The following is a 26,576-nucleotide window of genomic DNA, read 5'->3' as shown; positions in this document are numbered from 1 at the left end:
AGCGTGCCGGATCATAGGGATACGCCTTCAGCGTTCGGCGCGGCCAAGGGTGCCGCGCCGTGCGTCATGGGGCGAGGGATGCGGGCGAGGGGGCACGGCATGGCAGGCAAGACGGTGACGCGCGCCGACTTGAGCGAGGCCGTCTACCATCAGGTGGGCCTGTCGCGGACCGAGTCGGCCGCCCTCGTCGAGACCGTGCTGTCCGAGATCTGCAGCTGCCTCGCGAGCGGCGAGACGGTGAAGCTGTCCTCGTTCGGCTCCTTCGTGGTGCGCAGCAAGGGCAAGCGCGTCGGTCGGAATCCCAAGACCGGGGTCGAAGTCGCGATCGAGCCGCGGCAGGTGATGGTGTTCAAGCCCTCCAACGTGCTCAAGGCCAAGATCAACGGCCTGAACGGCGCGGGTGAGCACGACGACGATTGACCGCGCGGGCGTCACCGTCCGGGAGCGCGGCCGGATCGGCCGGACTCCAGGCTTGAGTGCGGCCCTGCGAGCCGGCAAGATCGCGCTGCTTCGCCCCGCTCCGTAAGTTGCCCATGCCGCCAGCCCTCGCCGCCGCATCCACCGACGACCCGCCGACCGGGAGCGGCGAGAAGAGCGCCCACGCGTTCCGGACGATCAGCGAGGTGGCCGAGGAACTCGACGTGCCCCAGCACGTGCTGCGGTTCTGGGAGACCCGCTTCGGCCAGATCCGACCCGTGAAGCGGGCGGGCGGGCGGCGCTATTACCGGCCCCAGGACATCGAGCTCGTCGCCGGCATCCGCCACCTCCTGCACGTGCAGCGCTACACCATCGCGGGGGCGCAGCGGGTCCTCAAGGAGAACGGCGTCCGCTTCGTGCAGGCCGTCGGTCGCGGCGAGGCCGTGGCGGCCGAGCCCCTGCTTCAGGAGGTCGAGGCCGAGGCCGCGAGCCGGGCCGGAACGCGGGCCGGGACGCTCGAGGCTTCGGACCGGGCGGCCCTGGCCGAGGCCCTGGACGAGCTGCGGGCCTGCCGCGCCCTGCTCGACGGGCTGCGCGAGCTGCCCGACGCGGAGGCCTGAGGGCCCCGCCGGACTCGACGGGCCCGGGCCCCACACGCGGCAGGCGAACTTTCCGGCAACAACTCGCGTTGTCGCCCGCATGGCCGCGCCCAAATCCAAGCTGACGCCCAGCCAGGAGCTGATGGCCCGCATCATGCGGATCGTCCGCACCTGCCCGGAGGCGGCGTCCGAAGTCCTGGAGTTGATGTTCCTGGTCAGCCAGATCGAGGCGGCCACCGGCGTCGACCGGGAGTACCGCGACGCCAAGCGGGTGATCAGCCGCCTGCGCAATCCGCTCTGGGAGATGGGTCCCACCGACCGGGAGAAACTCCTGGCGGCGGCCGAGACGATCCGCCGGGTCTGCCGCCTGGCCGAGGACGAGATTCCCCCCGTCCCGGTGGCCGATGCCGGGGAGCGGGCGCGGGTCGAGGGGCGGCTCGCCGCCGCGCTGGCCGGCGAGTTCGACGCCGCGCAGATCGCCCGCATCACCGGGATCGTCGCGGCGGCCCTCCAGAATTAAGCCGCCGCCCGGGCCCTCGACGCCCGTGCGGGGCGTCCCCACATGGTCTGGACCGATGAACGGGGCATCCGGACACGTGTCCGGGGAGAGGCCCCGGGTCGGCTTTGGAGAGACGCTGCCATGATCGCCCTACGTCCGCTCGCCGCGCTGCTCGCAGGGAGCATGGCACTGGCCGGGCCCGCCCTGGCCCAGGCGCCGACCAGCCGAACCAAGACGGTGGCGCCCGGCAAGACGGTCCGCATCGAGATCGCGCCGAACCTCAAGAAGGATTGTTCTCCTGGGCCGATGCCCGAGTTCAAGGTCTCGGGACCGCCCAAGAACGGGTCGGTGATCACCAAGGTCGGCAAGCTGAAGACGCCGGCGAGCTACCGCTGTCCCAACAAGGAGGCGGCCGTCCAGGCGCTGTTCTACCAGCCCAACAACGGCTTCACCGGCACCGACGAGGTGACGTTCGAGGTCAAGAGTTCCGACGGGCAAGTCCAGACGCAGACCGTCAAGATCACGGTCGGGGGCGCGGGTACCAAATCGGGAGACGACGGCAAGAAAGAGGGCACGGATTTGTGAGCAGGCTCCGGCCGACCCGGTCTCTGAGCAGTTCTGCCGCCCCGGCAGCCGTCCGGGGGCGGCACGGAGTCTCGTCCGTGCCGCCTTCAGCGCTGCGGAGTGTTGCATGCAATCGACATGCCGGGCGCCACGCTCGCCGCACTGCGACAAAAGCGGGCCTGTCGGTTGCATCCGAGCCGAGACAGGATGAAGCTGTCACGGTCTGAGAGGGTTATCGAATGCCGATGCATGCGACGAACGACCTTTTCCAGAGCTTCGCCCGAGGGTACGAGGCCCGCCGCGACACGGAGATGACGCTCTCCGAGTATCTCGAGGCCTGTCGCGACGAGCCCCTGATGTACGCCTCGGCCGCCGAGCGCATCCTCGCGGCGATCGGCGAACCGGAATTCGTGGACACCGCCAAGGATTCGCGCCTCGGCCGGATCTTCATGAACCGGACGATCCGGACCTACCCGGCCTTCCGCGAATTCTACGGCATGGAGGAGACGATCGAGCGGATCGTCTCGTTCTTCCGCCACGCCGCGCAGGGGCTGGAGGAGCGCAAGCAGATCCTCTACCTGCTCGGTCCGGTGGGCGGCGGTAAGTCGTCGCTGGCCGAGCGGCTGAAGCTCTTGATGGAGGTTCACCCCGTCTACGTACTCAAAGCCGGGGACGAGGTCTCGCCGGTCTTCGAGAGCCCGCTGGGCCTGTTCGACCCCGAGACGATGGGCGAGGAGATCCAGCGCCGCTACGGCATCCCGCGCCGGCGGCTGACCGGCCTGATGAGTCCCTGGGCACTGAAGCGCCTCGACGAGTTCAACGGCGACATCTCGCGCTTCAAGGTGATCAAGGTCCGGCCCTCGCGCCTGCGCCAGATCGCCATCGCCAAGACCGAGCCGGGCGACGAGAACAACCAGGACATCTCGTCGCTCGTCGGCAAGGTCGACATCCGGCGGCTCGAGACCCTGTCGCAGGCCGATCCCGACGCCTACTCGTACTCGGGCGGCCTGAACCGGGCGAACCAGGGCATCCTCGAGTTCGTCGAGATGTTCAAGGCGCCGATCAAGATGCTGCACCCGCTGCTCACGGCGACGCAGGAGGGCAACTACGTCGGCACCGAGAATATCGGCGCGATCCCCTTCACCGGCGTGATCCTGGCGCACTCGAACGAGGCCGAGTGGCAGACCTTCAAGACCAACAAGAACAACGAGGCCTTCATCGACCGGATCTACGTGATCAAGGTCCCGTACTGCCTGCGCGTCACCGAGGAGCAGCGGATCTACGAGAAGCTGATCTCCGGCTCGGAGCTGTCGGACGCGGCCTGCGCGCCCGGCACGCTGGAGATGCTGGCGCGGTTCTCGGTGCTGTCGCGGCTGCGCGAGCACGCCAATTCCAACGTCTTCTCGAAGATGCGGGTCTACGACGGCGAGTCGCTCCGCGAGGTCGACCCGCGCGCCCGCTCGATGCAGGAGTACAAGGACACGGCCGGCGTCGACGAGGGCATGGACGGGATCTCGACCCGCTTCGCCTTCAAGGTGCTGGCCGCGACCTTCAACCACGACACCACCGAGGTCTCGGCCGACCCGGTGCACCTGATGTACGTGCTGGAGCAGTCGCTGCGCCGCGAGCAGCTCCCGCCCGAGACCGAGAAGAAGTACCTGGAATTCATCAAGACCGAGCTGGCCCCGCGCTACGCGGAGTTCATCGGCCACGAGATCCAGAAGGCCTACCTCGAATCGTACCACGATTACGGGCAGAACCTGTTCGACCGGTACATCGACTACGCCGATGCCTGGATCGAGGACCAGGACTTCAAGGACGCCGAGACCGGCCAGCTGATGAACCGCGAGCTCCTGAATCAGGAGCTGACCAAGATCGAGAAGCCCGCCGGGATCGCCAACCCGAAGGACTTCCGCAACGAGGTCGTGAAGTTCGCCCTGCGCTCCCGGGCGCAGCACGGCGGCCGCAACCCGAGCTGGACCTCCTACGAGAAGCTGCGCGAGGTGATCGAGCGGCGGATGTTCTCCCAGGTGGAGGAGCTGCTGCCGGTGATCTCCTTCGGCTCGAAGAAGGACGGCGAGACCGAGAAGAAGCACGGTGAGTTCGTCGAGCGCATGGTCGCGCGCGGCTACACCGAGCGGCAGGTCCGCCGCCTGGTGGAGTGGTACATGCGGGTGAAGCAGGCCGGCTGAGGGGCGACGGGGCTCGACCGGTCCGCCGGGTCGGCCGGGCCCCGTTCCGACCCTCCGCCGCCACAGTTTCGGACGACCGGCCGGCGAAGATCTCGGCCCTGCTGCGAAAGAGGGATCCATTCCTCCGGTGGCAGCATGGTACGACAAGGGTCCGGACCCGGCCGGAGCACGCGGACGAGGGTTTTCGCAGCGGATGCACATCGTCGACCGACGTTTGAACCCGGGCGGCAAGAGCCTCCCGAACCGCCAGCGCTTCCTGCGGCGCGTGAAGGACGTGGCCCAGCGCGCGGTGCGGGAATCCGCCCGCGAGAAGGACATCAAGGATCTCGGCAAGGACGGCCGCGTCACCGTTCCGGCGGACGGCGTCCGCGAGCCCCGGTTCTCGCGCCAGCCCGGCACGGGCCTGCAGGACCACATCCTGCCCGGCAACAAGACCTACGTGGAGGGCGACACGATCGAGCGCCCCCCGGGCAGCGGCGGCGGTCGCGGTGCCGGCGAGGGCGGGGAGGGCGGCGAGAACAGCGAGGACGCGTTCCGCTTCGTGCTCACCCGCGAGGAGTTCCTGGAGCTGTTCCTCGAGGATCTGGAGCTGCCGGACCTCGCCAAGCGGCGGCTGGCCGTGGTCGAGACGGAAGGCTTGCGCCGGGCGGGCTACACGGTGACCGGCTCGCCCGCCAACCTCGCGCTCACCCGCACCCTGCGGAACTCGATGTCGCGGCGGATCGCCCTCAAGCGCCCGAAGCCCGACGAGGTCGCGGCCCTGGAAGCCCGGCTCGAGGCCCTTCCCGAGGGGCACCCCGAGCGGGCCGACCTGGAGCAGGCGCTGTTCCGGCTGCGCGAGCGCGCGAAGCGCATCCCCTACGTCGATCCGATCGACCTGCGCTTCCGCCGGTTCGAGCCCTATCCGCGGCCGATCGCGCAGGCGGTGATGTTCTGCCTCATGGACGTGTCCGGCTCGATGACCGAGCACATGAAGGACCTCGCCAAACGGTTCTACATCCTGCTGCACATCTTCCTGACGCGGCGCTACCGGCACGTCGAGATCGTGTTCATCCGCCACACCGACCGGGCGACCGAGGTGGACGAGGAGACCTTCTTCGGCTCGCGCGAGACGGGCGGCACCCTGGTCTCCTCCGCGCTGGTGGAGATGAAGCGCGTCATCGCCGAGCGCTACGACCCGAACGACTGGAACATCTACGCCGCCCAGGCATCGGACGGCGACAACGTCTCCTCCGACGGGCCGACCTCCACGGAGCTGCTGCGGTCGCACATTCTGCCGGCCTGCCAGCACTTCGCCTATCTGGAGGTCGGCGACGAGAACGGCCCGCGCGCCGGCTTCGTCGAGCACCGCACCACCCTGTGGCGGACCTACGAGGCGATCGCCAAGGCCGGCGGGCCGATCGCCATGCGCAAGGTCAACCACCGCCGGGAGATCTACCCGGTCTTCCGCGAGCTGTTCGGCCGCAAGGAAGGCCGCGCCGAGGCGGAGGCGTGATGGCGGCGCGCGCATCAACCGATCGGGAGGCCGCATGACGCTCGTCAAGGCACGCACGCCCCAGATCATCGCGGGCAACCAGAAGCCCCTGTTCACCGGCAACGACTGGGATTTCGACACGATCCGGCGGATCCACGACGCCTGCGAGGCGGTGGCCGGGCCGCAGCTCGGCCTGTCCTGGTACCCGAACCAGATCGAGATCATCACGGCCGAGCAGATGCTCGACGCCTACGCGTCGATCGGCATGCCGCTGTTCTACAAGCACTGGTCCTTCGGCAAGCACTTCGCCCAGCACGAGTCGGGGTATCGCCGCGGCCTGATGGGGCTCGCCTACGAGATCGTCATCAACTCGGACCCCTGCATCTCCTACGTCATGGAGGAGAACACGGCGACGATGCAGACGCTCGTCATCGCGCACGCCGCCTTCGGCCACAACCACTTCTTCAAGAACAATTATCTGTTCCGGCAATGGACCGACGCTGAAGGTATTCTGGACTACCTGGATTTCGCGAAAGGCTTCATCGCCCGCTGCGAGGAGCGCTACGGCCACCAGGCGGTGGAGCAGGTGCTCGACGCCGCCCACGCGCTGATGAGCCAGGGCGTCCACCGCTACCCGCGCAAGAAGCGGCCGGATCTCGCCTCCGAGCAGCGGCGCGAGCGCGAGCGGATCGAGCACGGCGAGCAGATCTACAACGACCTCTGGCGGACCCTGCCGCAGAAGACGGGCGCCGTCCGCTCCGACCTGGCGGCGGAGCGGCGCAAGGCCCTGCTGGAGCTGCCGCAGGAGAACATCCTCTACTTCCTGGAGAAGGTCGCCCCGCGCCTGCGGCCGTGGCAGCGCGAGATCCTGCGCATCGTGCGCTTGGTCGCCCAGTACTTCTACCCGCAGCGCCAGACCAAGGTGATGAACGAGGGCTGCGCCACCTACTGCCACTACCGGATCATGAACGCCCTGTCGGAATCCGGGCAGATCACCGAGGCGGCCTATCTCGAGTTCCTGCAGTCGCACACCAACGTCATCCGGCAGCCGACCTACGACGACCGCTCCTACGGCGGCCACAACCCATACGCGATCGGCTTCGCGATGATGCAGGACATCGCCCGCATCGCCGAGCAGCCGACCGAGGAGGACCGGGCGTGGTTCCCCGACATCGCCGGGGCCGGCGACGCCATGGCGGTCCTGCGCGATTGCTGGGAGAATTACCGGGACGAGAGCTTCATCCAGCAGTTCCTGTCGCCGAAGCTGATGCGCGACCTGCGCCTGTTCCACGTGGTCGACGATCCGGAGGAGCCGGAGCTGCGGGTGGAGGCGATCCACGACGAGCGCGGCTACCGCAAGCTGCGCCGGGCCTTCGCGCGCCAGTACGACGTGGCGTGGCTCGATCCCGATATCGAGGTGGTCGACGTGGACCTGGAGGGCGACCGGCGCCTGATCCTGCACCACAAGGCGATCAACAAGATCACCCTGCAGAAGGACGACGCCAAGCGCGTGCTGCAGCACCTCGCCGACCTCTGGGGCTACGACGTGGTGCTGAAGGAGGTCGAGCCGGCCACCGGCGCCGTGCTGGGCGAGATCACCGCCAGCGCGCGGCCGATCTTCTTCTGATCGGGGCGGCGGGACGGTTCCTCCGGCCCGCGTCCCCATCCTGATGTGGCGTCAGGCCGAAGCCCTCGATGGAGGCAGCCCTCCGTCATCCCGCGCGCAGCGAAGTGACCCAGGGTGGCGCGACATCCGTCAATGGAGCGCCGACTGGGTCGCTTCGCTGCGCTCGCGAAGACGACACCGCGGATCGACCGGGCTCTTCCGATGAGGAAGGCCGCTCCAGAGGCCTGGTGATTGCCATGGCGGTACCGCCGTGCTGCAAGGGCCCATGACCGCCACGATCCTCACCCTCGCCGAGACGCAGGACTTCCTCGACCGCGAGTTCCCGCAGATGCAGGCGGGCGGCCGGGCCTACCATCTCGAGGCGGTGGGACCCCTCGCGGCGCGGATGCGGCTGGAGGCCCACGAGCGCTTCCTCCGGCCCGGCGCGACTGTCTCCGGGCCGGCCATGATGGCGCTCGCCGACTACGCCCTCTACGCGGCGATCCTCGCCAATATCGGTCCCGTTGCGCTGGCGGTGACGACCAGTCTGAACTTCAACTTCCTGCGCAAACCCGCCACGGGGGATCTCGTGGCCGAGTGCCGGCTGCTCAAGCTCGGCCGGCGCCTCGCCGTCGGCGAGGTGTCGATCACCGCCGTCGGCAGCCCGGAGCTCGTCTGCCACGCCACCGGCACCTACTCGATCCCGCCGCGCTGAGGGGCCCAGGCCGTCGCTGCGGGCGGAGCGAAGCAACTCAGGGCCGCGCGACGCCCGGCGATGTGGCGCTGTGGGTCTGCTTCGCTCCGCTGGCGAAGACGCGTACCCTGCTCAGCCGGCCCGCGCCTCGGTCAGCCGGGCGGCGTAGCGGGCGATCAGGTCGACCTCCAAGTTGAGCCGGTCACCCTGCCGCCGCTCGCCCCAGGTAGTGACCTGGAGCGTGTGCGGGATCAGCAGCACCGAGAACAGGTCGCCCTGGACCGCGTTCACCGTGAGCGAGGTGCCGTCGAGGCAGACCGAGCCCTTCTCGGCGATGAACTTCGCCAGGGCCGCCGGCGCCCGGAGGGTGAACCGCTCGCTGGCGCCCCAGGCATCGGCCGTGACGGTCTCGCGTTCCACGATCTCGGCGACGCCGTCGACGTGGCCGGTGACGAGGTGCCCGCCGAGCTCGTCGCCGATCTTCAGGGAGCGTTCGAGGTTGATCCGCGTGCCCGCCACCCAGGCGCCCACGGTGGTGCGCGCCAGCGTCTCGGCGGCGGCGTCGACCGCGAAGACGCAGCCGCCCGCGGTCGGCTCCACCGACACGGCGGTCAGGCACGGCCCGGCGCAGGCGATCGAGGCGCCGAGCGCGATCGTCGCCGGGTCGTAGGAGGCGCGGATCGCGATCCGACGCAGGTCGCCGTCGCCCGAGACCGAGGCGACCGTGCCGACATCGCTGACCAAGCCGGTGAACATCGCTTACGTCCTGTTGCGCTCGTAGGTCACGGCCGCGTCGGGCCCGAACTGCAGCCGCTCGGCCTCGTGGAACCGATCGCCCGAAAGGGCCTCCGCCAGGGCCGGGCCCAGGGCCCGCAGCCCGCCCGCCGGTCCCAGCGCCATCGGCCCGGTGACGAGCGTGCAGGCATCGATCAGATCGGCCCGCGCGAGCGCCTCCGCAAGGCGGGGGCCGCCCTCGCTGCACAGGCGGGTCAGGCCGCGCTCGCCGAGATGCGTCAGGGCCGCCGGCAGATCGATCCCGCCGGCCGGGTCCGCCGGCACGGTCGCGACCGCGACGCCGAGCGCCTCCAGGGCCCGCCGCGCGTGGGCCGGCGCCGAGCGGGTCGTGAGCACCAGGGTCGGCGTGTCGCGGGCGGTCCGGGCGAGCACGCTCGCGGGGGAGAGCCGCAGGTGCGTATCGAGCACGACCCGCAGGGGCGAGCGCGCCCCTAGGCCCGGCAGCCGCACCGTCAGCGACGGGTCGTCGGCCCGGGCGGTGCCGATGCCGATCAGGATCGCGTCGGCGTGGGCCCGCCAGAGGTGGACCGCCCCGTCCGCCACCGGCCCGGTGATCCGCAGGCGCTCCGGCCCCGCGGCGGCGCAGAAGCCGTCGCGGGTGCGGGCGAGCTTGAGGTGCAGGGCCGGGCGGCCGCGCGTCACCCGGGTGACGTGGCCGACATGGTCGCGCGCCGCCTCGTCCCGCATCAGGCCGGTCTCGACCGCGACGCCGCCCCGCCGCAGGAGGTCGTGGCCGCGCCCCGCCACCCGCGGGTCGGGATCCTCCAGGGCGCTGACCACCCGTGCGATCCCGGCGGCCAGGATCGCGTCGGTGCAGGGTGGCGTGCGGCCGTGATGGGAGCAGGGCTCCAGGGTGACGTAGAGGGTCGCGCCGCGGGCGGCCTCTCCGGCGGCGGCGAGCGCCACGGGCTCCCCGTGCGGGCGCCCGCCCTGCGCCGTGGCCGCCGTCCCGAGGATCCGGCCGGTCCCGGGCTCGACCACGACGGCGCCGACCGACGGGTTCGGCCAGGTGGTGCCGAGCCCGCGGCGGCCCAGCGCCAGGGCGAGGCGCATGAAGTTCGCGTCGCCGCTCATGGACGCCCGGCGCGGCGGCGCCCCGACGCCTCGGGTTCCGGGTCGCCCTCCGCCTCCGGCGCGGCCGCCGGCACCGGCATGCCGTCGCTCAGGGTGCCGAGCAGCTCCTCGAAGTCCCGGGCCTCGCGGAAATTCTTGTAGACCGAGGCGAAGCGCACGTAGGCGACGTCGTCGAGGCCCTTCAGCCCCGCCATCACCAGCTCGCCGATCGCCTCGGACGTCACCTCGGGCTCGCCGGCGCTCTCGAGCTGCCGGGTGATGCCGCTGACCAGCCGCTCGATCCGCTCCGGATCGACGGCGCGCTTGCGGAGCGCCACGTCGATGGAGCGCTGGAGCTTGTCGCGGTCGAACGGCACGCGCTTGCCCGAGCGCTTGAGCACCACGACCTCGCGGAGCTGCACGCGCTCGAAGGTGGTGAAGCGGCCGGCGCAGTCCGGGCAGACCCGGCGGCGCCGGATCGCGGCGCCGTCCTCGGAGGGCCGCGAGTCCTTCACCTGGGTCTCGGAGCCGCCGCAGTAGGGACAGCGCATGGTTCTCGATGCTCGGGCATGGGAACGGCCGCGGACCGGTCGGATCCGCGGCCGTTTCCTAATCCACCGCGGGCCGGCCCGGAAGACCGGCCCCGCTCAAGCGGCTCTCTCGCCTCAGCCGTAGATCGGGAACCGGTCCGTCAGCGCGTGGACGCGGGTCTTGACATCGGCCTCGACCGCGCTGTCGCCGGCCTCACCCTTGGCGGCGAGCCCGTCCAGCACCTCGACGATGAAGCCGCCGATCTGCTTGAACTCGGCGACGCCGAAGCCGCGCGAGGTGCCGGCCGGGGTGCCGAGCCGGATGCCCGACGTGATGGTCGGCTTCTGCGTGTCGAAGGGGACGCCGTTCTTGTTGCAGGTGATGTGCGCCCGCGACAGGGCCGCCTCGGCGGCCTTGCCGGTGAGGCCCTTCCGCTGGAGGTCGACCAGCATCAGGTGGTTGTCGGTGCCGCCCGAGGTGATGTCGTAGCCGCCCGAGATCAGCGTGTCGGCGAGCGCCCGGGCGTTCTCCACCACCTGGCGGGCGTAGATCTTGAACTCGGGCTTCAGCGCCTCGCCGAAGGCCACCGCCTTGCCGGCGATGACGTGCATCAGCGGGCCGCCCTGGAGGCCGGGGAAGATCGCCGAGTTGAACTTCTTGGCGAGCGCCTCGTCGTTCGTCAGGATCATGCCGCCGCGCGGGCCGCGGAGCGTCTTGTGAGTCGTCGTGGTGGCGACGTGGGCGTGCGGGAACGGCGACGGGTGGACGCCGGCCGCCACGAGGCCCGCGAAATGGGCCATGTCGACCATGAAGTAGGCGCCGACCGAGTCGGCGATCTCGCGGAACTTCGCGAAGTCCCAGTGGCGCGGGTAGCCCGAGCCGCCGGCGATGATCACCTTCGGCTTGTGCTCCTGGGCGAGCTGGGCGACCTGCTCCATGTCGATCCGCTGGTCCTCGCGGCGCACCGTGTAGGAGACCGGCTTGAACCACTTGCCCGAGACGTTCGGCGGGGCGCCGTGGGTGAGGTGGCCGCCGGCCGCGAGGTCGAGGCCCAGGAACGTGTCGCCGGGCTGCATCAGGGCCAGGAACACGCCCTGGTTGGCCTGCGAGCCGGAATTCGGCTGCACGTTGGCGAAGCCGCAATCGAACAGGCGCTTGGCGCGCTCGATGGCGAGGTCCTCGGCGATGTCCACGAACTGGCAGCCGCCGTAGTAGCGCCGGCCCGGATAGCCCTCGGCGTACTTGTTGGTGAGCACCGACCCTTGAGCCTCCAGCACGGCGCGGGAGACGATGTTCTCCGAGGCGATCAGCTCGATCTCGTGCTGCTGGCGGCCGAGCTCCTTGGCCACCGCCTCTGCGATCTCGGGATCGGCTTCCGTCAGCGGGGCGGCGAAGAAGCTGTTGGAGAAGTGCTTGTCGGCGGCGGTACCGGCGCTCATGGTCTGCCTCTGTTCTGGTAGGGGCGATGCCCGGCCTTTCGTCGGCGTGCACGGGCGGGCGTTGAAGGTGGGATTCCTACACGCGCCGAGGGCTCAGGCCAAGCACAGGCATTTTGCTCGCGCGCCAAGAATAATTTGTCGCAGACCGCCGCGTTGCCGTCGCGGCGGGCGCCGGCATATTTTCCTTTTCGTCGACGCGTCAGTGGAAAAAAGGAAAACAGTCATGGAATGAAGCATGAACGCTCGAGGATCAGAGACGCGATGCGGTGCTGTCGTCTGCCGGATGTCCTGGATCATCACATCGCTGAGCGTCGGCTCGGACTAGCCGTCATCGCTCTCGACTTGCTGGAGATTGAGGCCGGCTTTCGAAGGGATCTGCCGCGCGGCTGCGACCGCCGGTGCGGTGGGAGCGGTTCGCTCGTCGTCGCGCGGAAGGACCGGACGCGGGATCCCCGGATCGATGGCAAAACCGACGCGCTCGTCGATGTCTCGCGTGAGGTCGTCCAGACCTGGGATCCTGGACAGGGTCCGCTGTACGGCATCGAGATTCACACGAAGTTCGCGGCACGGATGCGGGAGCTCGACCTGCCCGGCATCGGACGGCACGGGATCGAGCAGAGTCTCGGCGCCGGTGATCCGGTGCTCGACGGATCGGACGGCAGCATACGGACGGACGTGATCCTCCGCGACGGCAGGACCGGCGCTGCCCCGGTTCGAGCGATCTGAAACGCGACGCCGCGCGCATACCGCCGGCCGCGCAGAGGCACCTGTCCGCGACGTGGCGGCGCCGCGAGGCCGGCTTCGAGTGCCAGATCATCCCGCTGTCGGATCTGACGGACACCTAGACAGACATCGACTTCGGCGGCCCGTGGACGTGGGTCTGCGCCGTGTACGTCGCCACGCTCCCGGCTTGGGCCGGAGCGTCGATGGCTGTCGCGGCCTGCGCGGCCCGGTCGGACGGTATCGTCCTCGATCCGCACGAGGGGTGGCTGCTACCGCCGAGGAGGCGATCCGCTACGCTCACGACACGGTGGCGCGCATCGCCGGTCTGGACGCGCAGTTCGACACCTCCGCGGACGGCTGAGGGCGGACGGCGTGCGGCGCCGTCAGGCCGGCGGCGCGAGGTTCGTCTCGATCAGGACCGTCTCGGTCTCGAACGCGGCCGCGTGCCACGCCCCCGCCGGGAAGTGGAACACGCTGCCGGCCGAGAACGGCGCGCGGCCCTGCTCGGTCTCCAGGATCCCCGAGCCGGAGAGCACCTGCACGAACTGCTCGTGATCGTGGCTGTGGGCCGGTGCGGAGGCGCCCGCCGGCACGACCACGCGCACGAGGCTGGCGCCGGAGCCCGGGATCGTGCGCTTGGCCACACCGTTCCCGCCGACGCTCTCGGCACGGTCGTCCCAGGTGGTCAGGTGCTCGCTCATCGACGGATCTCCTCGCCGGCAAGTTGCCGCTCCGGTCCGCCGGGTCAACGTTCGTCCCGGCCCGGTCCCCGCGTCAACCGGTCCCGCCGGGCTGGCGACCGCGCCGGCCCTTGCCGGCCGCGGGGTCGGCCGACGCCGGATCGGGCCGGGCCGGGCTACCCGACGGGGCCGGAGGCGCGGCGCTCGCGGACGGCGTGCCGGAGGCGGGCCAGAAGGTCTCGAACAGCTCCTGCATCGCCCGGATGTTGTTGCCCTGAACCTCGGCACCGGTGCGCAGCATCTGCTGGAACATGTCGGAGCCGGCCTCGCCCGCGGCCGCCTGCGGGTTGGCGGCGGGCTTGGTCGTCGGCTTGGCGGTCGGCTTGGCGGCGGGCTTCGGCGGCGGGGCCGGCGGCTCGACGGCGGGCATCATCGCCTTGGCCATCTCGGCCCAGGCCGGGCCGAACGGGAACGGCACGGGCGGGGGCGGCGCGCTCGGCCGCGCGGGCTCGGCCTGCGGCTGGTTCAGCATGACGTGGACGATGCTCGCCACCACGGCGCCCGCCATCATCGGCAGCATCTGGCGCAGGACCTGCGCGCCGACGCCGCTCGTCGCCGAGGCCTGCCGCAGCACCGCCTGCATCAGCTGCGCGGACCCGAACATCTGGCCGAGGGCCTCGAATCCCTGGGCGGGCGCCGGCTTGGCGGCCTCCAGGCCGAACATCCGGGCGAAGCCGGCCGGGTCCAGGCCGACGCTGCGCTGGAGGCCGAGCGTCAGGGCCGGCATCAGCGCCTCGAAGGCGCGGGCCGTCTGCTCGGTCGTCAGGCCGAACGGCTGGCCCATGGCCTGAAGCCCGGCCTCGCCCTGGGCCTGGAACATCTCGAGCGGGTTGAACATGACGCCTCGACTCTGTCCCGGCCGGAACCGTCCGGGACAGGGCATCGTGACCCTTTGCGCGGGGAAATACCAGTTCCCACCCGCGGAACTTGTGCCTTGCCGCCGCCGTCTCAGGTCATCGGCTCGGGATGGGCGTGCCCCGCCGGCAGCGGCGCCGCGCGCTGGGGCGCCTCCGCGGCGATATCCGCCCCCGGCCGCCGCGGACCGCTTCCCTCCAGCCGGTCGACCGTGCGGCGGGCCAGCAGGATGCCGAGCGCCCCGAAGATCAGGGAGCCGATCCCCATCCCGGCCACCACCCCGCGGGGGCCGTAGAGCGCCGCGCCGAGCATCGCCGGCGGGATCGTCCCGAGTGTCGCCCGGCCCCAGTTCAGCAGCGTCGAGCGCAGCGGGAAGCCGAGATTGTTGAAGGCGGCGTTGCCGAGGAACAGCAGCCCGTTGAAGAACCAGATCGCGCCGCCGACGAGGCAGAAGAAGCCGAACAGCTCGGCCGCGACCCCCTGCAGGCCGAACAGGCCGGCGAGCCACCCCCGGCCGAGCGCCAGGAGAAGCCAGACCCCGGCGCAGTAGGCCAGCGTCACCCGGATCGCCGCGCCGAGCACGCCGCGCATCCGATCGAACCGGCCCGCACCCCAGTTCTGCGCCAGGATCGGGCCGATCGCCCCCGACAGCGCGAACAGGCCGCCGAAGGCCACCGGCGTCAGCCGGTCGATCACCGACGCGGCGGCGACCGCGTCCGCTCCGTAGCCGGCAAAAAGGCGCGCCAGGAAGGCGCTCGCCACCGAGGGTGCGAGGTTGGTGAGCACGGCCGGGCCCGCGACCCCCGCCAGGGCGGCCGCGTCGGGCGGCAGGTCGGGCAGGCGCGGCCGGCCGAGGAGCCCGTGCCGCGCGACGCCGCGGATGCCCACCGCCACGAAGGTCGCGCGCGCCACGCAGACCGTGATCGCCGCGCCCGTCACGCCGAGGCCCGCCCCGAAGATCAGCAGCGGGTCGAGGAACGCGGTGACGACGGCGCCGGCGAGCGTGACCGCCATCGCCTGACCCGCCTCGCCGACCGCGCGCAGCAGGCCGGTGAACAGCATGCCGGCGGCGAGCAGCAGGTTCGACGGCAGAGTGATGTGGAGGAACAGGACGGCCACGCGCAGCGCCTCGCCCTCGGCGCCGATCAGGGCCAGGAGCGGGCCGGCCAGCAGCGCGATCAGCCCCGCGATGACGGCGGCCACGAGGCTGCCGAGGACCAGCGCGGACGTCGCGAGGCGCCGCGCCGCCGCCGGGTCGCGCGCGCCGACGGCCTTCCCCACCAGGGCGCCGGCCGCGATCATCAGGCCGATATTCACCGCCGTGGCGAAGAACTGCACGATGCCGGCGAAGCCGACCGCCGCCGTGAGGTTCGGGTCGCCCAGCGTCGAGACGTAGAGCAGCGACAGGAGGTCGACGACGAAGATCGCCATCAGCCCCACCGAGCCGGTGGCGGCCATCACGACGACGTGGCGGAGGATCGAGCCGGTGACGAAGCGGCCCGCCTCCGCCGGGGGCGGCCCGTCGGACAGGTCAGACATCCGGCCCGTCACGCATCCCGGGCGCTGCCTTCCGATTCGAGCTCGGTCTCCGGATCGGATTCCTCGGCGGCCTCCGTCTCCTGCGGGGCCAGGGCGGGCTTCTCCAGGAGCCGCTCGGCGGCCTCGCGCCGGTCGCTGCCCACGAGGTCGCGGGTCTCGGTGCTGAGCGCCCGGGCCGGCCGGACCGGGGCGGTCAGCGGCTCGGGCTTCAGGCCCGCCGCGGCGCCGCGCATCCAGCTGGACCCGTCCGGCAGGGCGCCGGCCTGCTGCAGGACCAGCCGCGCGATGTCGCGCTTGCGCACGTCGTCGGTCCGGGCGGTGGCGGCCTCCGGCGACAGGCCGAGCCCCTCGAGGGCCGCCCGCCCGAAGGCGAGGGCGGATTCGGCGGTCTCGCGGATCTGGTAGTCGACGTCCCGGTTCATCAGCTCCACCGCGTGCAGGCGGTCGTAGGCCCGCACGAAGGTGCGCACGCTGGAGAACTCCTCGTGGACGATGTCGACGATCTTGAGGGCGCCCTCCCGGTCGTCGACGCAGATGCAGACCAGCTCGACCCGACCGATCCCGGCGGCGCGCAGCACGTCGAGGCGCGTGCCGTCGCCATAGTAGATGCGGAAGCCGAAGCGCGAGGCGGCGCGCAGCTGCTCCACGTCCTTGTCGATCACCGTGACCGGGATGCCCTCGGCCATCAGCACGTGGGTCAGCACCTGCCCGAACCGGCCGAAGCCGATCACCAGCACCCGGGCGTCGCCGCTCTCGGAGAGCTCGCTGGAGGGCTCCTCCAGCGCGAAGGTGCTGCGCGCGTTGCGCCGCTCGATCAGCTTGTCGAGACCCTTGGCGGCGATGGGGCCGATCAGCATGGTCAGCGCGGCGAGCGCCACCGCGAAGCGCGTCGCCGTGACGCCGGTGAGGCCGAGATCCTGGGCCTGCGGCAGCAGCACGAAGGCGAACTCGCCCGCGGGCGCCAGGACCGCGGCGCCCCGCAGGGCCCCGAGGGTGTCCGAGCCGAACAGCCGGAACAGGCCGGCCACGATGGCGACCTTGACCAGGATCGCCGCCAGGGTCGCGCCGAACAGGGCCGGCCAGACCTCGCGCACGAGGTTGCCGTCGATCGACATGCCGACGCTCATGAAGAACAGGCCGAGCAGCATGCCGCGGAACGGCTCGATATCGGCCTCCAGCTGGTGGCGGAAGTTCGACTCGGCCAGCAGGATGCCGGCGAGGAACGCGCCCATCGCCATCGACAGGCCGACCTGCTCCATGAGCAGCGCGGTGCCGAGCACCACCAGGAGTGCCGCGGCGGTCATCACCTCGCGGGCGCCGCTCGCCGCGAGCAGCCGGAAGAACGGGTTCAGGCCGTAGCGGCCGACCAGCACCACCGCGAGGATCGCCGCGAGCGCCTTGCCGGTGGAGACCGCCGCCTCCCCGAGCCAGGAGACGTCGGTCGCCTCGCCGGCCGAGGCCAGCAGCGGCATCAGCGCCAGGATGCCGACCACCGACAGGTCCTGGAACAGCAGCACCGCGAAGGCGCGCGCGCCGTAGGCGCTGCCGAGATCGCCCCGCTCCTCCAGGAGTTGCAGGGCCACCGCGGTGGCCGAGAGGGCGAGCGCGAGGCCGATCACCGCGGCGGCGCCGAAACTGAGGCCGGCCAGAATTCCGGCGCCGCCGAGCACCAGCGCGCAGACGACGAGCTGCGCGGTGCCGAGGCCGAAGATGTCGCGGCGCATGGAGACGAGCTGCGACAGGTGCAGCTCCAGGCCGACGATGAAGAGCAGGAGCACCACGCCGATCTCGGCGACGCTCGCCGCCGTCTCGGGCTCGGCGATCAGCGACAGGCCCGAGGGCCCGATCAGCACGCCGGCCACGAGGTAGCCGAGCACGGCGCTCTGCCCGATCAGCCGGAAGATCGGCACGCCGATCACAGCCGCGGTGAGGAAGGTCAGGACCGGCGGCAGGAAGCTCGCATGTTCGACGGGGCTCGCCATGGTGATCGTCCCGGCGGTTCTGCTGGATCGGCGCAGGTGAGGTCCCCGCTTAGCGCGCGCGCGGCCGCGATGCGAGCCGTATGCGGGTGCCGTTCGGCACCGACGGGGCCGCGCGCGGCCGCACGGGGCGGTTCGGCCCGGGCTCAGCCCAGCAGGCGCCCTCAGCCCAGAAGGTGCCCTCAGCCCAGAAGGCGCCCTCAGCCCAGGAGGCGGGGGCGGGCCCGGTGCGAGCCGTCGATGAACTCGAAGCCGCCGGCCGCGCTCAGCATGTGCAGGCGGGTGCCCGGCCAGGCCGCCCCCGGCCGCAGGCGCGTCTCGACCCGCTGGGCGTAGCCCTCCTCGTCGAGGCGCAGGATCCGGGCGAGGCCGAGCGCCGCGCCGTAGCCCTGTCGGCAATCCTGGACGGGCCGGATCAGGCCGCCGTCGCGCGCCACGATCGGGCCCGCGGCCCGGGCGGAGCCGATGTCGATCAGCACCGGGTTGTGCCGGTGGGGCGTCCAGGGCCCGCGGAAATGCGGCGCGTGCCAGAGATGGAGCGTGTCGGAGTAGCTGCCGCCGCCGGCCCGGACCGTGGCGAACATCCACCAGCGGCCGCCGTGCTGCAGCAGGGTCGCGTCCCCGGCCACGACCCCGTCCAGGAGCACCGCCTCGTGGACCCAGCCGCGCGGGAAGTCGGTGGCCCGGTAGAGGTCGATCGTCCCGGAGGCGTGGGATTCCGGGATCATCCAGACCTGCCCGTCCGCCTCGAACACGAACGGGTAGGACAGGTGGGTCTCGAGCTCGAGCACCGGCTCCGGCCGGCCGCGGGGCCCGTTCTCCCCGAAGCCCACCGCGGCGATCACGCCCTTGCCGCGGCGGTAGTCGAACTCCTCCACGAACAGGGTCACGGCGCCGTCCCGGGCGATCGCGAAGGGGTCGGCGTAGAAGCGCCGCCCGTCGTCGGGGAGGACCTGCCAGCCGCCCTCCGGATGCCGGCGCAGGTCGATCAGGTCGGGGCCGGCGATCCGCCGCCAGCCCACCCGCCAGTGCGGGCCGTGGAAGCAGAGGGCGTAGAGCCTGCGCGCGATCTGCCGGGCGAGCCCACCGGCGGCCCGACGGCGCGCGCCCAGGCCGCCGAGGTCGTAGCCGGCCGCGGGCTTCAGGGGCGCCCCGGCGCCGTCGGGAAGCTCCGTCGAGGCGGCGCCGTCGAGGGCGGCGAGGATCAGCGTGATGGTCCGCGCGAGGTAGCCCTCGAAGGCCGCGAGCATCACCGTGTGCGATTCCGCGCCCAGGCGGCCGACCGCCACCGGCCTGCCGTCCGGCCCGCGCAGCGCCGCCACCGGCGCTCCGTGGGCGAACAGGGCGGCGAGGAGGCCGGCCTCGCCCGGCATCCCGTCGTAGTCGAGCCGCCAGGCCGGCGCCGAGCCCGGCTCCGCGGGGCTGCCCGAAAGGTCGAGGACGAGGTCGGCGCCGCTCCCGCCGGGCTCCGGGCCCTCCGGGCTCGCCTCGTAGGGGGCGAGGGCCACCGGTTCCGCGGCGGTCGCCAGACCCGGCCGGGGCAGGCCGTGGATGGCGGCCTCCAGACGGAACAGGAGCTCCGCGTTCGGCGGCAGGCCCTCCGCGTGCTCCACCCAGGCGACCCGGATCCGATGGTCGGGCCGCTGCCCGAGCTGGTCGAGAAGGCGGATGTGCCAGCCGCGCAGGGACCGTCGGTCGAGCCGCACGGTGACGGTCCGGGTGCGGGAGGGCGTCCCGGGCGCCGGCGGCTCCGCCCGGGTGGGAGCCCGGCCACCGGCCGCCGACGGTCGGTCCGTGCCTCCGATCGCCCGCTCCATCAGCCGGTCAGCCTCATGCCCCGCGTGCCGGATTTCGTGTCGACGCTCACGGCAGCCAGGCCCGGTATGCGCCCGGTCCCGACCCTGGATACGGTCGAGCCGGGCTCGAATGCTGTTACGCCGCGCCACGATCAAGCACGGCCGAGTGGCTGTCTACCGGTTCAAGCTTAACGCGCGAGACGATTTCTGGGCGGTGAACCGAAAAAATCGAAACGCGGGCCTTCAAATAAACGCGTGTTGGCGGGCGGTGGTACAATGTCGCGAGGCCGTGGCGGCTCGCCGAGGGGAACCCCACCTCCAGCTGGACCGTTCGCCAGACAATGACGTGGTGCGGAGACAGGACATGACGCGCAAGACGCTGACGATGCCCCTCGCGGCGATGCTCCTCGCCGCCATCCCGGGGACGGCCTTTGCCTGGGGCGGTGGCGGCGGTGGCGGCGGCGACAGCGGCAGCGGCCTCTCGCCCTACGCGGCGCTGAGCGGCAACGATCGCTCGGCGGGGGTCAACAACGGCAATTACCGCGACCCGGCCCTCGATCCCTATATCCGCACCTACGACCCGGAGGCCGCGGCCCGCTACGCCGCTCCGCCGGCGGCGCAGCCGCGCCTGCGCGTGCGGCCCTATTACGGGCATCCGTACTGAGGGCGCGGGGGCGCTCCCGCTGCCGCACGGGCAGGGGCCTCCGACGTCGACGGAGTTCAGGAGCGTCCGGTGCCGCTCGCGGCCCGGACGCGCTTGAGCGTCCACGGTCCGCCCGAGAGCTTGCAGCCGGTGCCGCGGACGAAGCGGCTGCGGCTCGGCGCGATCACCGATGCCAGGAAGTTGCGGCAGATCAGCTCATCCGAGACATACGGCAGCCCGGTCGGGTTGACCGACCCGTGAAGCCCGGTCTCCGGGTTGTCCCACTTGACCGGGCGCCCGTTGCCCTGCGGATCCAGGGCGACGCTCAGGGCGGCCCGCGCCCGGCGCCAATCCTCCTCGGCGAGGTCGTCCCCGAAACTCACGGGCCGCTTCTCGATGCTGCCGGTGACGGTCGGCTCCTCGACCACGCGCGCCGCCGCCGGGGGATCGCCCCGGAAGACCAGCAGTGGCTGGCTGCAGCCGCACAGGACCATCGCCAGAGACAGGGCCGAGACGGACGCGCCGATCTGCGACCGCCGGCTTGGCCCTTTACACGCGCATCCCCGCATTACACCTGACTCACGACGGGCTATTCGCTCGACCGAACACGCCGATGTCGGTGCCCCCTCAGGCCCTGGACGCGGCAGGCAGGAGTCTTGGCGTGGATCAGTTAAGGACCGATGACCCGAAGAGCGCGGACTTCACGCTGAGCGAGGACCCCGTCGGGCTGTTCGCCGCCTGGATGAAGGAGGCCGAGGCCTCCGAGCCCGAGGACGCGAACGCGATGGCGCTCGCCACCGCCGGATCGGACGGGCTGCCGGACGTGCGGATGGTCCTGTTGAAGGACTTCGACGCCCGCGGCTTCGTGTTCTACACCAACACCCAGTCCACCAAGGGCGAGGAGCTGGCGCAGAACCCCCAGGCCGCCCTGGTGCTGCACTGGAAGAGCCTGCGCCGGCAGGTCCGGGCCCGCGGGCCGATCACGCCGGTCACGGCCGCGGAGGCCGACGCCTATTTCCAGAGCCGCCGCCGGGAGAGCCGCCTCGGTGCGATCGCCAGCCAGCAATCCCGCCCGCTCGCGGACCGCGCCACGCTGATGTCGGCGGTGGCGGAGCTGTCCGAGCGCTACGGGGACGGGCCGATCCCCCGGCCTGAGCACTGGACCGGGTTCCGGATCGCGCCGGTGAGCGTCGAGTTCTGGCAGAACGGCGACTTCCGCCTGCACGACCGCGTGCGCTTCACCCGGACGGGCGCGGGCTGGAGCCGGGCGCGGCTCTATCCTTGACCGCGGCCGAAACGCAGAGAGCCCCGGCAGGGCCGGGGCTCTCGCGTCGCGTGACAGGGAGCGACGAGGCTCAGGCCTCCTCGCCGTCCTTCTTCTCGTCCTCGGCGGATTCCTCGGCCTTCTCCTCGGCGGCCTCGGCCGACTGCGCCTCGGCGATGGCGGCCTCCTCGGCCTCCACCTCGGCGCCCAGCACGGTCGGCGGCACGATGTTGGCCACCGGGTCGGTCGCCTCGCCGGTGTAGGTGCCGGCCGGGATCTTGATGTCGGAGACGTGGATGACGTCGCCGATCGCGCGGCCGGTCAGGTCGACCTCGATCGCGTCCGGGATCTGGTCGGGGGCGACCTCGAGGCTCAGCGTGTGGGCCACGATGTTGAGGGTGCCGCCGAGCTTCTTGATGCCGGGGGCCGCGTCCTCGTTGACGAAGTGCACCGGCACCTCGACCGTGACGGTCTGGCCCGAGACGACGCGCAGGAAGTCGACGTGCAGCGGCACGCCGGTCACCGGGTCGAGCTGGAAGTCGCGCGGGATCGCGCGGACCTTCTTGCCGCCGGCGTTGATCTCGAACAGCGTGGTCTTGAAGCCGCCGGCGTAGATCAGGGTGCGGGTGCGGATGAGGTCGACCGCGATGGATTGCGGCGGCTGGCCGCCCCCGTAGATGACGGCGGGAATCTGGCCCTGGCGACGAACGGCCCGGGCGGCCCCCTTGCCGACCCGGTCGCGTGCCACGGCCTCAAGCGTCTTCACAGCGCTCATGGCGTGATCCTTTACGATTGCTGGAGCCGGAAAACGAAAAGGCCGCCCCTGGCGGACGGCCACATCCTTCCCGGCGCGCCCCTGCCTCCAAGGGTGTCTCGGGGGCGCGCCGTGCGCTTACACGGACGGGGCCGGATTGGCAATGCGGCGCCGCCGACCCATGGCCGCCTGACCGTCCGGCATCGATCACAGGCCCGCCAGCGCCCGCCGCGCCCGGCGCTTCTGCAGCCACAGGGTCAGGCCGAGCGCCGTGCCGATCACCAGCGCCGAGATCGCCGTGGTCACCGTGCCGAGGGCGTAGATCTCCGGCGTCGTCACCGTGGTGGTCAGGCCCTGCAGCTCCAGCGGCAGGGTGTTGCGGCCGCCGATCGCCTGGCTGGTGCGGGCGAGTTCGTCGAACGACAGGGTGAAGCCGAATAGCGCGACGCCGACGAGCGCGGGCGCGAGGATCGGCACGACCACGTGCCGGAGCGTCTGCGGGCCGCTGGCGCCGAGGTCGCGGGCGGCCTCCTCGTAGGCCGGGTCGAACCGGTTGAACACCGCGAACATGATCAGCAGGCCGAAGGGCAGCGTCCAGGTGAGGTGCGCCCCCAGCGCCGAGGTGTAGAGGCCCATCAGCGTGCCGTGGTCCTGCAGGAATCCCCAGCCGGTCGCGGCCGCGAGGGCCTTCACGGCGTCGTCGAGGAGCCGGAACTCCAGCCCGATCCCCAGCGAGACCACGATCGAGGGCACGATCAGGCTCGACACGGCGAGGGCGAAGACGAGGCCGGCCCCGCGAAACCCCTTCCGGAAGGCGAGGCCGGCGTAGAACGCGATCCCCACGGTGAGCGCCATCACCACGAGGCCGAGGGCCAGGGAGCGCCGGAACGCCGCCCAGATGTCGACGACGCCGACGCCTTCCCACAGCTTGGCGAACCAGTGGGTCGAGACCCCGTTCATCGGGAAGGTCAGGCCGCCGGACGGGCCCTGGAAGCTGAGCGCCAGGATCGTCAGGGTCGGCCCGTAGAGGAACAGGACGTAGAGGGCGAAGACCGCCGCCAGCAGGTAGAAGGCGCGGCCGCGGGGCTGATCCATCGCTACAGCTCCCGCCGGAGGTCGATCATCCGGGTGAGCCCCAGGATCATCAGCAGCACGGCGGCGAGCAGCACCACGGCGTTGGCGGCGGCGGCCGGAAACTGCAGGTAGGACATCTGCACCTGGATCACCTTGCCGACGCTGGCGATCTGCTGGCCGCCCATGACGCCGACGGTGACGAAGTCGCCCATCACCAGCGTCGTCACGAAGATCGTCCCGATGGCGATGCCGGGCTTGGCGAGCGGCAGGATCACGTTCCAGAGGATCTGCGCGCCGGACGCGCCGCCGTCGCGCGCCGCCTCGATCAGCCGCCGGTCGATGCGCGCGAGGCTGTTGAAGATCGGCACGATCATGAACACCGTGTCGAGGTGCACGAAGGCCAGGACCACCGCGAAGTCGGAGTAGAGCAGGCCCTCGATCGGCGCGCGGATCAGCCCGAGGCTGCGCAGCGTGTCGTTGACGAGGCCGTTGCGGCCGAGCAGCGGGATCCACGAGATCATGCGGATCACGTTCGAGGTCCAGAACGGGATCGTGCAGAGCAGGAACAGGCCCATCCGCACCGTGCCCGAGCGGACGTGGAAGGCCAGGAAATACGCGATGGCGAAGCCGAGCGGCATAGTGATCGCCAGCGTCAGCACGACGAACTTCACCGTCGAGAGATAGGTGCGCACCGTGGTGCAGAGGTCGGCCGACAGGCAGCCGTCGAACACGTCGGCGTAGTTCTGCAGGGTCAGCGCCGGGATGATCTCGTACTCGTTGTACTCCCAGAGCGAGACGATCCCGGTGAGCACCAGCGGGACCACGAGGAAGATCAGGAAGACGAGGGCCAGCGGCGCGGCCTGGAGATAGGCGAGGGCGCGGCGGCGGGGGCGCGCCGCGACGGCGGGCGCCGCGGTCCGCTCGGCGGCCGCGGCGGCGGGCAGGGCGAGATCGGTCATCGGATTCGCCCCCCGCGCGCCGATGCATCCCGCCCCCCTCCGCGGGGGAGGGGGCGGGGAGAGGCGGCGGCGCCCACCGCCCTCACGCCGCGATGAACTCGTTCCACTTGCGCACCATGTAGGTGTTCTCGTCCATCACGGCGTTCCAGCAGGCGACCGCGCCCATCCGCGCGTCGAAGGAGCCGCCGTCGCGGGTGGCGCCGGCCTTCTCGATCAGGGTGCCGTCGGGGCCGAGGATGTCCTTCTCGGCGGGCTTCCCCTCCATCCAGAAGGCCCACTCGTAGGGCTGCATGTTCGCCTGGGCGGTCTCCAGAACGGCCGAGTAGTAGCCCTGCCGGTTGAGGTAGGCCCCGGCCCAGCCGGACAGGAACCAGTTGATGAAATCGTAGGCGGCGTCGAGCTTCTTGCCGCTCAGGGTCTTGGGGATGCCGAAGCCCGAGGCCCAGGCCCGGTAGCCCTCCTTCAGCGGCTGGTAGGTGCAGGGCACGCCCTGCGCCCGCACCTTGGTGACGGCGGGCGACCACATCGACTGGATCACCGTCTCGCCCGAGGCCATCAGGTTCACGGATTCGTTGAAGTCCTGCCAGAAGGCCCGGAACTGGCCGGCGCGCTTGGCCTCGATCAGCACCTTGATGGTGCGGTCGATCTCGGGCTTCGTCATGTTGCCCTTGTCGCCGTAGGTGTAGTCGCCGGTAGCCTCCACCACCATGGCGGCGTCCATGATGCCGATCGACGGGATGTTGAGGATCGAGGCCTTGCCCTTGAAGGCCGGGTTCAGGAGCTCCTTCCAGCTCGTGACGGGCACCTTGATCAGGTCCGGCCGGATGCCCAGCGTGTCGGCGTTGTAGACGGTCGGGATCAGCGAGATCCACCCGGTCTGTTCGCCGGCAAATTTTTTGGACTCCTGGCCCTCCAGGTAGAAGACCTTGCGGGGCGCCGTGCCCTGGTCGCCGATCCGCTTTCCCGCCACTTCCCCCTTGGTGAAAATGGAAGAGATCTTGTCGGCGAGCTTGATCCGCCCGGCGTCCATGCCCTGCAGGTTGCCGGAGGGCAGGATCTTCTTGAGGCTGAAATACTCGGTGTCGATCAGGTCGAAGGAGTTCGGCTGGGTGACCGCCCGCTTGGTCACCTCGTCCGTCACCACCGGGATGTACTCGATGGTCAGGCCGAGATCCTCCTTCACCTTCCGGGCGATGTCGGCGGACTGGTTCACCGCGGTCCCGAGGTAGCGCAGGGTCACGGGCTCGGCGGCGTGCACCGCCGGGAAGCCGGTCACCGGCGTCGCGGCGAGCGCGGCCGCCCCCTTCAGGAGCGTGCGGCGGCTCGGCTTCGAGGGCAGGTCCATGGTCGTCTCCCTACGGGTTACGCGTCGAGGCGATGGGCGGCGGCGGCGTCCCAACCGACCGGGACCGTGTCGCCGAGGTGGAACGGGCGGGTCGCGTAAGCCGCGTCGCTGAGGATGGCGGTGAGGGCGGCGGGGCTCTCAGGCGCGCGCTCCAGCCCCTCGGCGTCGAGGCCGACATGGACGCTGGTGCCCTGGTACTCGACCGCGACCACCCGGGCCGGCAGCGCGGCGGGGCCGGCCTCGGCGCCGAGCCGCATCCGGTCGGCCCGCACGGCGACGAGACCCTCCGGCAGCCGGATCACGTTGTGGCCGCCGATGAACCGGGCCACGAAGGCGGTGGCCGGCCGCTCGAACACGGCGCGCGGGTCGGCGGCCTGCTCGATCCGGCCGGCATTCATCACCACCACGAGGTCGGAGAGCGCCATCGCCTCCTCCTGGCTGTGGGTGACGTGGATGAAGGTGAGGCCCAGCTCGGTCTGGATCCGCTTCAGCTCCACCCGCATCCGCACCCGCAGGAACGGGTCGAGGGCCGAGAGCGGCTCGTCGAGCAGCAGCACCTTCGGGCCGGTGACGAGGGCGCGGGCGAGGGCCACGCGCTGCTGCTGGCCGCCCGAGAGCTGGGCCGGCAGGCGCCCGGCGAGGTGGCCCATCTGCACGAGGTCGAGCATCGCCATCGCCTTGGCGCGGCGCTCGGCCTTGCCGATGCCGCGCATCTTCAGGCTGAAGGCGACGTTGTCGCGCGCGTCGAGGTGCGGGAACAGGGCGTAGCTCTGGAACATCATGGCGGTGCCGCGCTCGGCCGGGGCCGCGTCGCCCACCGCCTTCGGGCCGATCACCACGTCGCCCGCGCTGGCGCGCTCGTGGCCGCCGATCATCCGCAGCGTCGTGGTCTTGCCGCAGCCGGAAGGGCCGAGCAGGCAGCAATAGGCGCCGGACGGCACCTTCAGGTCGATGCCGTCGACCGCGGTGGCCGCGCCGTAGCGCTTGGTCAGGCCGATCAGCTCGACGTCCATGCGGTTCTCCCCCCGGGGGCTGCAGGCAA

26 protein-coding genes are annotated in these 26,576 nt (G+C 71.4%); 11 read left to right on the top strand and 15 right to left on the bottom strand.

Annotated elements, in window-relative coordinates; all coding sequences use genetic code 11:
* Nucleotides 1-99: 99 nt before the first annotated feature.
* The 8 genes from ACTJK8_RS15190 to ACTJK8_RS15155 all read left to right on the top strand — a co-directional run bounded on the left by ACTJK8_RS15190 (nt 100) and on the right by ACTJK8_RS15155 (nt 8,066).
* Nucleotides 100-420 (top strand): integration host factor subunit alpha, encoded by a 321-nt coding sequence (locus tag ACTJK8_RS15190; protein WP_012320898.1) that lies wholly within the window; start codon nt 100-102, stop codon nt 418-420.
* Between the two features lie 113 nt (nt 421-533).
* Nucleotides 534-1,037, top strand: coding sequence for a MerR family transcriptional regulator (locus tag ACTJK8_RS15185; RefSeq protein WP_012320897.1), 504 nt, complete (start codon nt 534-536; stop codon nt 1,035-1,037).
* 79 nt (nt 1,038-1,116) lie between these two features.
* Nucleotides 1,117-1,536: a hypothetical protein gene (locus ACTJK8_RS15180; protein ID WP_012320896.1), complete on the top strand. Its 420-nt coding sequence runs from the start codon at nt 1,117-1,119 to the stop codon at nt 1,534-1,536.
* 120 nt (nt 1,537-1,656) lie between these two features.
* On the top strand, nt 1,657-2,100 hold the full coding sequence (locus ACTJK8_RS15175) for an Ig-like domain-containing protein (RefSeq protein ID WP_012320895.1): 444 nt from the start codon (nt 1,657-1,659) through the stop codon (nt 2,098-2,100).
* Between the two features lie 218 nt (nt 2,101-2,318).
* Complete coding sequence (locus tag ACTJK8_RS15170) at nt 2,319-4,271, top strand: PrkA family serine protein kinase (protein WP_012320894.1); 1,953 nt, start codon at nt 2,319-2,321, stop codon at nt 4,269-4,271.
* 193 nt (nt 4,272-4,464) lie between these two features.
* Entirely contained in the window at nt 4,465-5,766 is a 1,302-nt protein-coding gene (locus tag ACTJK8_RS15165; protein ID WP_024829039.1) for a YeaH/YhbH family protein, read from the top strand.
* 34 nt (nt 5,767-5,800) lie between these two features.
* A complete protein-coding gene (locus ACTJK8_RS15160) occupies nt 5,801-7,372 on the top strand; it encodes a SpoVR family protein (RefSeq protein ID WP_024829040.1) in 1,572 nt (523 codons plus the stop codon).
* A gap of 265 nt (nt 7,373-7,637) precedes the next feature.
* Nucleotides 7,638-8,066 (top strand): PaaI family thioesterase, encoded by a 429-nt coding sequence (locus ACTJK8_RS15155; protein ID WP_012320891.1) that lies wholly within the window; start codon nt 7,638-7,640, stop codon nt 8,064-8,066.
* A 111-nt stretch (nt 8,067-8,177) separates the two neighbouring features.
* Here the strand turns inward: ACTJK8_RS15155 and ACTJK8_RS15150 are convergent, their stop codons facing one another.
* The 4 genes from ACTJK8_RS15150 to glyA all read right to left on the bottom strand — a co-directional run bounded on the left by ACTJK8_RS15150 (nt 8,178) and on the right by glyA (nt 11,863).
* Entirely contained in the window at nt 8,178-8,801 is a 624-nt protein-coding gene (locus ACTJK8_RS15150; RefSeq protein ID WP_024829041.1) for a riboflavin synthase, read from the bottom strand.
* Between the two features lie 3 nt (nt 8,802-8,804).
* Nucleotides 8,805-9,914, bottom strand: a complete 1,110-nt coding sequence (gene ribD / locus ACTJK8_RS15145) for a bifunctional diaminohydroxyphosphoribosylaminopyrimidine deaminase/5-amino-6-(5-phosphoribosylamino)uracil reductase RibD (RefSeq protein ID WP_234740802.1) — start codon at nt 9,912-9,914, stop codon at nt 8,805-8,807.
* A complete protein-coding gene (gene nrdR, locus ACTJK8_RS15140) occupies nt 9,911-10,444 on the bottom strand; it encodes a transcriptional regulator NrdR (protein WP_012320888.1) in 534 nt (177 codons plus the stop codon). Before nrdR ends, ribD begins: the two co-directional genes overlap by 4 nt.
* A 114-nt stretch (nt 10,445-10,558) precedes the next feature.
* On the bottom strand, nt 10,559-11,863 hold the full coding sequence (gene glyA / locus ACTJK8_RS15135; protein WP_012320887.1) for a serine hydroxymethyltransferase: 1,305 nt from the start codon (nt 11,861-11,863) through the stop codon (nt 10,559-10,561).
* Between the two features lie 228 nt (nt 11,864-12,091).
* Between glyA and ACTJK8_RS15130 the strand changes: the two genes are divergently transcribed.
* A complete protein-coding gene (locus tag ACTJK8_RS15130; RefSeq protein WP_139342611.1) occupies nt 12,092-12,589 on the top strand; it encodes a hypothetical protein in 498 nt (165 codons plus the stop codon).
* 380 nt (nt 12,590-12,969) lie between these two features.
* On the opposite strand, the gene ACTJK8_RS15125 is transcribed toward ACTJK8_RS15130, so the two are convergent.
* The 5 genes from ACTJK8_RS15125 to ACTJK8_RS15105 form a co-directional block, all read right to left on the bottom strand.
* The gene (locus ACTJK8_RS15125; RefSeq protein WP_234740799.1) at nt 12,970-13,287 is read right to left on the bottom strand and encodes a cupin domain-containing protein; all 318 of its coding nucleotides are present in this window, start codon (nt 13,285-13,287) and stop codon (nt 12,970-12,972) included.
* Nucleotides 13,288-13,360: 73 nt separating this feature from the next.
* The gene (locus ACTJK8_RS15120; RefSeq protein ID WP_076729807.1) at nt 13,361-14,164 is read right to left on the bottom strand and encodes a DUF937 domain-containing protein; all 804 of its coding nucleotides are present in this window, start codon (nt 14,162-14,164) and stop codon (nt 13,361-13,363) included.
* A gap of 110 nt (nt 14,165-14,274) precedes the next feature.
* Entirely contained in the window at nt 14,275-15,720 is a 1,446-nt protein-coding gene (locus ACTJK8_RS15115; RefSeq protein WP_029359104.1) for an MATE family efflux transporter, read from the bottom strand.
* 8 nt (nt 15,721-15,728) lie between these two features.
* The gene (locus ACTJK8_RS15110; protein WP_024829046.1) at nt 15,729-17,702 is read right to left on the bottom strand and encodes a monovalent cation:proton antiporter-2 (CPA2) family protein; all 1,974 of its coding nucleotides are present in this window, start codon (nt 17,700-17,702) and stop codon (nt 15,729-15,731) included.
* A gap of 197 nt (nt 17,703-17,899) precedes the next feature.
* Nucleotides 17,900-19,516 carry a glucosamine inositolphosphorylceramide transferase family protein gene (locus ACTJK8_RS15105; RefSeq protein WP_076729806.1) on the bottom strand — a complete coding sequence of 539 codons (1,617 nt, stop codon included), beginning with the start codon at nt 19,514-19,516 and terminating at the stop codon, nt 17,900-17,902.
* A 343-nt stretch (nt 19,517-19,859) separates the two neighbouring features.
* On the opposite strand from ACTJK8_RS15105, the gene ACTJK8_RS15100 reads away from it, so the two are divergent.
* Complete coding sequence (locus ACTJK8_RS15100) at nt 19,860-20,159, top strand: hypothetical protein (RefSeq protein WP_012320880.1); 300 nt, start codon at nt 19,860-19,862, stop codon at nt 20,157-20,159.
* A gap of 56 nt (nt 20,160-20,215) precedes the next feature.
* On the opposite strand, the gene ACTJK8_RS15095 is transcribed toward ACTJK8_RS15100, so the two are convergent.
* Entirely contained in the window at nt 20,216-20,707 is a 492-nt protein-coding gene (locus tag ACTJK8_RS15095; protein WP_012320879.1) for an RT0821/Lpp0805 family surface protein, read from the bottom strand.
* A 92-nt stretch (nt 20,708-20,799) separates the two neighbouring features.
* Between ACTJK8_RS15095 and pdxH the strand changes: the two genes are divergently transcribed.
* Entirely contained in the window at nt 20,800-21,423 is a 624-nt protein-coding gene (gene pdxH / locus ACTJK8_RS15090) for a pyridoxamine 5'-phosphate oxidase (protein WP_012320878.1), read from the top strand.
* Between the two features lie 70 nt (nt 21,424-21,493).
* On the opposite strand, the gene ACTJK8_RS15085 is transcribed toward pdxH, so the two are convergent.
* From ACTJK8_RS15085 to ACTJK8_RS15065, 5 genes are all read right to left on the bottom strand, one after another.
* Nucleotides 21,494-22,177, bottom strand: a complete 684-nt coding sequence (locus ACTJK8_RS15085) for a 50S ribosomal protein L25/general stress protein Ctc (RefSeq protein WP_012320877.1) — start codon at nt 22,175-22,177, stop codon at nt 21,494-21,496.
* Between the two features lie 186 nt (nt 22,178-22,363).
* The gene (locus ACTJK8_RS15080; RefSeq protein WP_043074339.1) at nt 22,364-23,251 is read right to left on the bottom strand and encodes an ABC transporter permease; all 888 of its coding nucleotides are present in this window, start codon (nt 23,249-23,251) and stop codon (nt 22,364-22,366) included.
* Nucleotides 23,252-23,253: 2 nt separating this feature from the next.
* Nucleotides 23,254-24,189, bottom strand: a complete 936-nt coding sequence (locus ACTJK8_RS15075) for an ABC transporter permease (protein WP_127992526.1) — start codon at nt 24,187-24,189, stop codon at nt 23,254-23,256.
* A gap of 82 nt (nt 24,190-24,271) precedes the next feature.
* Nucleotides 24,272-25,534, bottom strand: coding sequence for an ABC transporter substrate-binding protein (locus ACTJK8_RS15070; protein ID WP_012320874.1), 1,263 nt, complete (start codon nt 25,532-25,534; stop codon nt 24,272-24,274).
* Nucleotides 25,535-25,551: 17 nt separating this feature from the next.
* The gene (locus tag ACTJK8_RS15065) at nt 25,552-26,547 is read right to left on the bottom strand and encodes an ABC transporter ATP-binding protein (RefSeq protein ID WP_012320873.1); all 996 of its coding nucleotides are present in this window, start codon (nt 26,545-26,547) and stop codon (nt 25,552-25,554) included.
* Between the last annotated feature and the right edge of the window lie 29 nt (nt 26,548-26,576).

It is taken from the genome of Methylobacterium sp. 22177 (assembly GCF_052045615.1).
GTDB lineage: Bacteria > Pseudomonadota > Alphaproteobacteria > Rhizobiales > Beijerinckiaceae > Methylobacterium > Methylobacterium radiotolerans.
The sequence above is the reverse complement of the archived record's forward strand: the minus strand, read 5'-3'. Positions and strand labels throughout refer to the sequence as shown.

Bases quoted from the DNA above. Each gene is read 5' to 3' on its own strand.
- ACTJK8_RS15190 (WP_012320898.1), top strand. From the start codon at position 100: ATGGCAGGCAAGACGGTGACGCGCGCCGACTTGAGCGAGGCCGTCTAC.
- ACTJK8_RS15185 (WP_012320897.1), top strand. From the start codon at position 534: ATGCCGCCAGCCCTCGCCGCCGCATCCACCGACGACCCGCCGACCGGG.
- ACTJK8_RS15180 (WP_012320896.1), top strand. From the start codon at position 1,117: ATGGCCGCGCCCAAATCCAAGCTGACGCCCAGCCAGGAGCTGATGGCC.
- ACTJK8_RS15175 (WP_012320895.1), top strand. From the start codon at position 1,657: ATGATCGCCCTACGTCCGCTCGCCGCGCTGCTCGCAGGGAGCATGGCA.
- ACTJK8_RS15170 (WP_012320894.1), top strand. From the start codon at position 2,319: ATGCCGATGCATGCGACGAACGACCTTTTCCAGAGCTTCGCCCGAGGG.
- ACTJK8_RS15165 (WP_024829039.1), top strand. From the start codon at position 4,465: ATGCACATCGTCGACCGACGTTTGAACCCGGGCGGCAAGAGCCTCCCG.
- ACTJK8_RS15160 (WP_024829040.1), top strand. From the start codon at position 5,801: ATGACGCTCGTCAAGGCACGCACGCCCCAGATCATCGCGGGCAACCAG.
- ACTJK8_RS15155 (WP_012320891.1), top strand. From the start codon at position 7,638: ATGACCGCCACGATCCTCACCCTCGCCGAGACGCAGGACTTCCTCGAC.
- ACTJK8_RS15150 (WP_024829041.1), bottom strand. From the start codon at position 8,801: ATGTTCACCGGCTTGGTCAGCGATGTCGGCACGGTCGCCTCGGTCTCG.
- ribD (WP_234740802.1), bottom strand. From the start codon at position 9,914: ATGAGCGGCGACGCGAACTTCATGCGCCTCGCCCTGGCGCTGGGCCGC.
- nrdR (WP_012320888.1), bottom strand. From the start codon at position 10,444: ATGCGCTGTCCCTACTGCGGCGGCTCCGAGACCCAGGTGAAGGACTCG.
- glyA (WP_012320887.1), bottom strand. From the start codon at position 11,863: ATGAGCGCCGGTACCGCCGCCGACAAGCACTTCTCCAACAGCTTCTTC.
- ACTJK8_RS15130 (WP_139342611.1), top strand. From the start codon at position 12,092: ATGAAGCATGAACGCTCGAGGATCAGAGACGCGATGCGGTGCTGTCGT.
- ACTJK8_RS15125 (WP_234740799.1), bottom strand. From the start codon at position 13,287: ATGAGCGAGCACCTGACCACCTGGGACGACCGTGCCGAGAGCGTCGGC.
- ACTJK8_RS15120 (WP_076729807.1), bottom strand. From the start codon at position 14,164: ATGTTCAACCCGCTCGAGATGTTCCAGGCCCAGGGCGAGGCCGGGCTT.
- ACTJK8_RS15115 (WP_029359104.1), bottom strand. From the start codon at position 15,720: ATGTCTGACCTGTCCGACGGGCCGCCCCCGGCGGAGGCGGGCCGCTTC.
- ACTJK8_RS15110 (WP_024829046.1), bottom strand. From the start codon at position 17,702: ATGGCGAGCCCCGTCGAACATGCGAGCTTCCTGCCGCCGGTCCTGACC.
- ACTJK8_RS15105 (WP_076729806.1), bottom strand. From the start codon at position 19,516: ATGGAGCGGGCGATCGGAGGCACGGACCGACCGTCGGCGGCCGGTGGC.
- ACTJK8_RS15100 (WP_012320880.1), top strand. From the start codon at position 19,860: ATGACGCGCAAGACGCTGACGATGCCCCTCGCGGCGATGCTCCTCGCC.
- ACTJK8_RS15095 (WP_012320879.1), bottom strand. From the start codon at position 20,707: ATGCGGGGATGCGCGTGTAAAGGGCCAAGCCGGCGGTCGCAGATCGGC.
- ACTJK8_RS15085 (WP_012320877.1), bottom strand. From the start codon at position 22,177: ATGAGCGCTGTGAAGACGCTTGAGGCCGTGGCACGCGACCGGGTCGGC.
- ACTJK8_RS15080 (WP_043074339.1), bottom strand. From the start codon at position 23,251: ATGGATCAGCCCCGCGGCCGCGCCTTCTACCTGCTGGCGGCGGTCTTC.
- ACTJK8_RS15075 (WP_127992526.1), bottom strand. From the start codon at position 24,189: ATGACCGATCTCGCCCTGCCCGCCGCCGCGGCCGCCGAGCGGACCGCG.
- ACTJK8_RS15070 (WP_012320874.1), bottom strand. From the start codon at position 25,534: ATGGACCTGCCCTCGAAGCCGAGCCGCCGCACGCTCCTGAAGGGGGCG.
- ACTJK8_RS15065 (WP_012320873.1), bottom strand. From the start codon at position 26,547: ATGGACGTCGAGCTGATCGGCCTGACCAAGCGCTACGGCGCGGCCACC.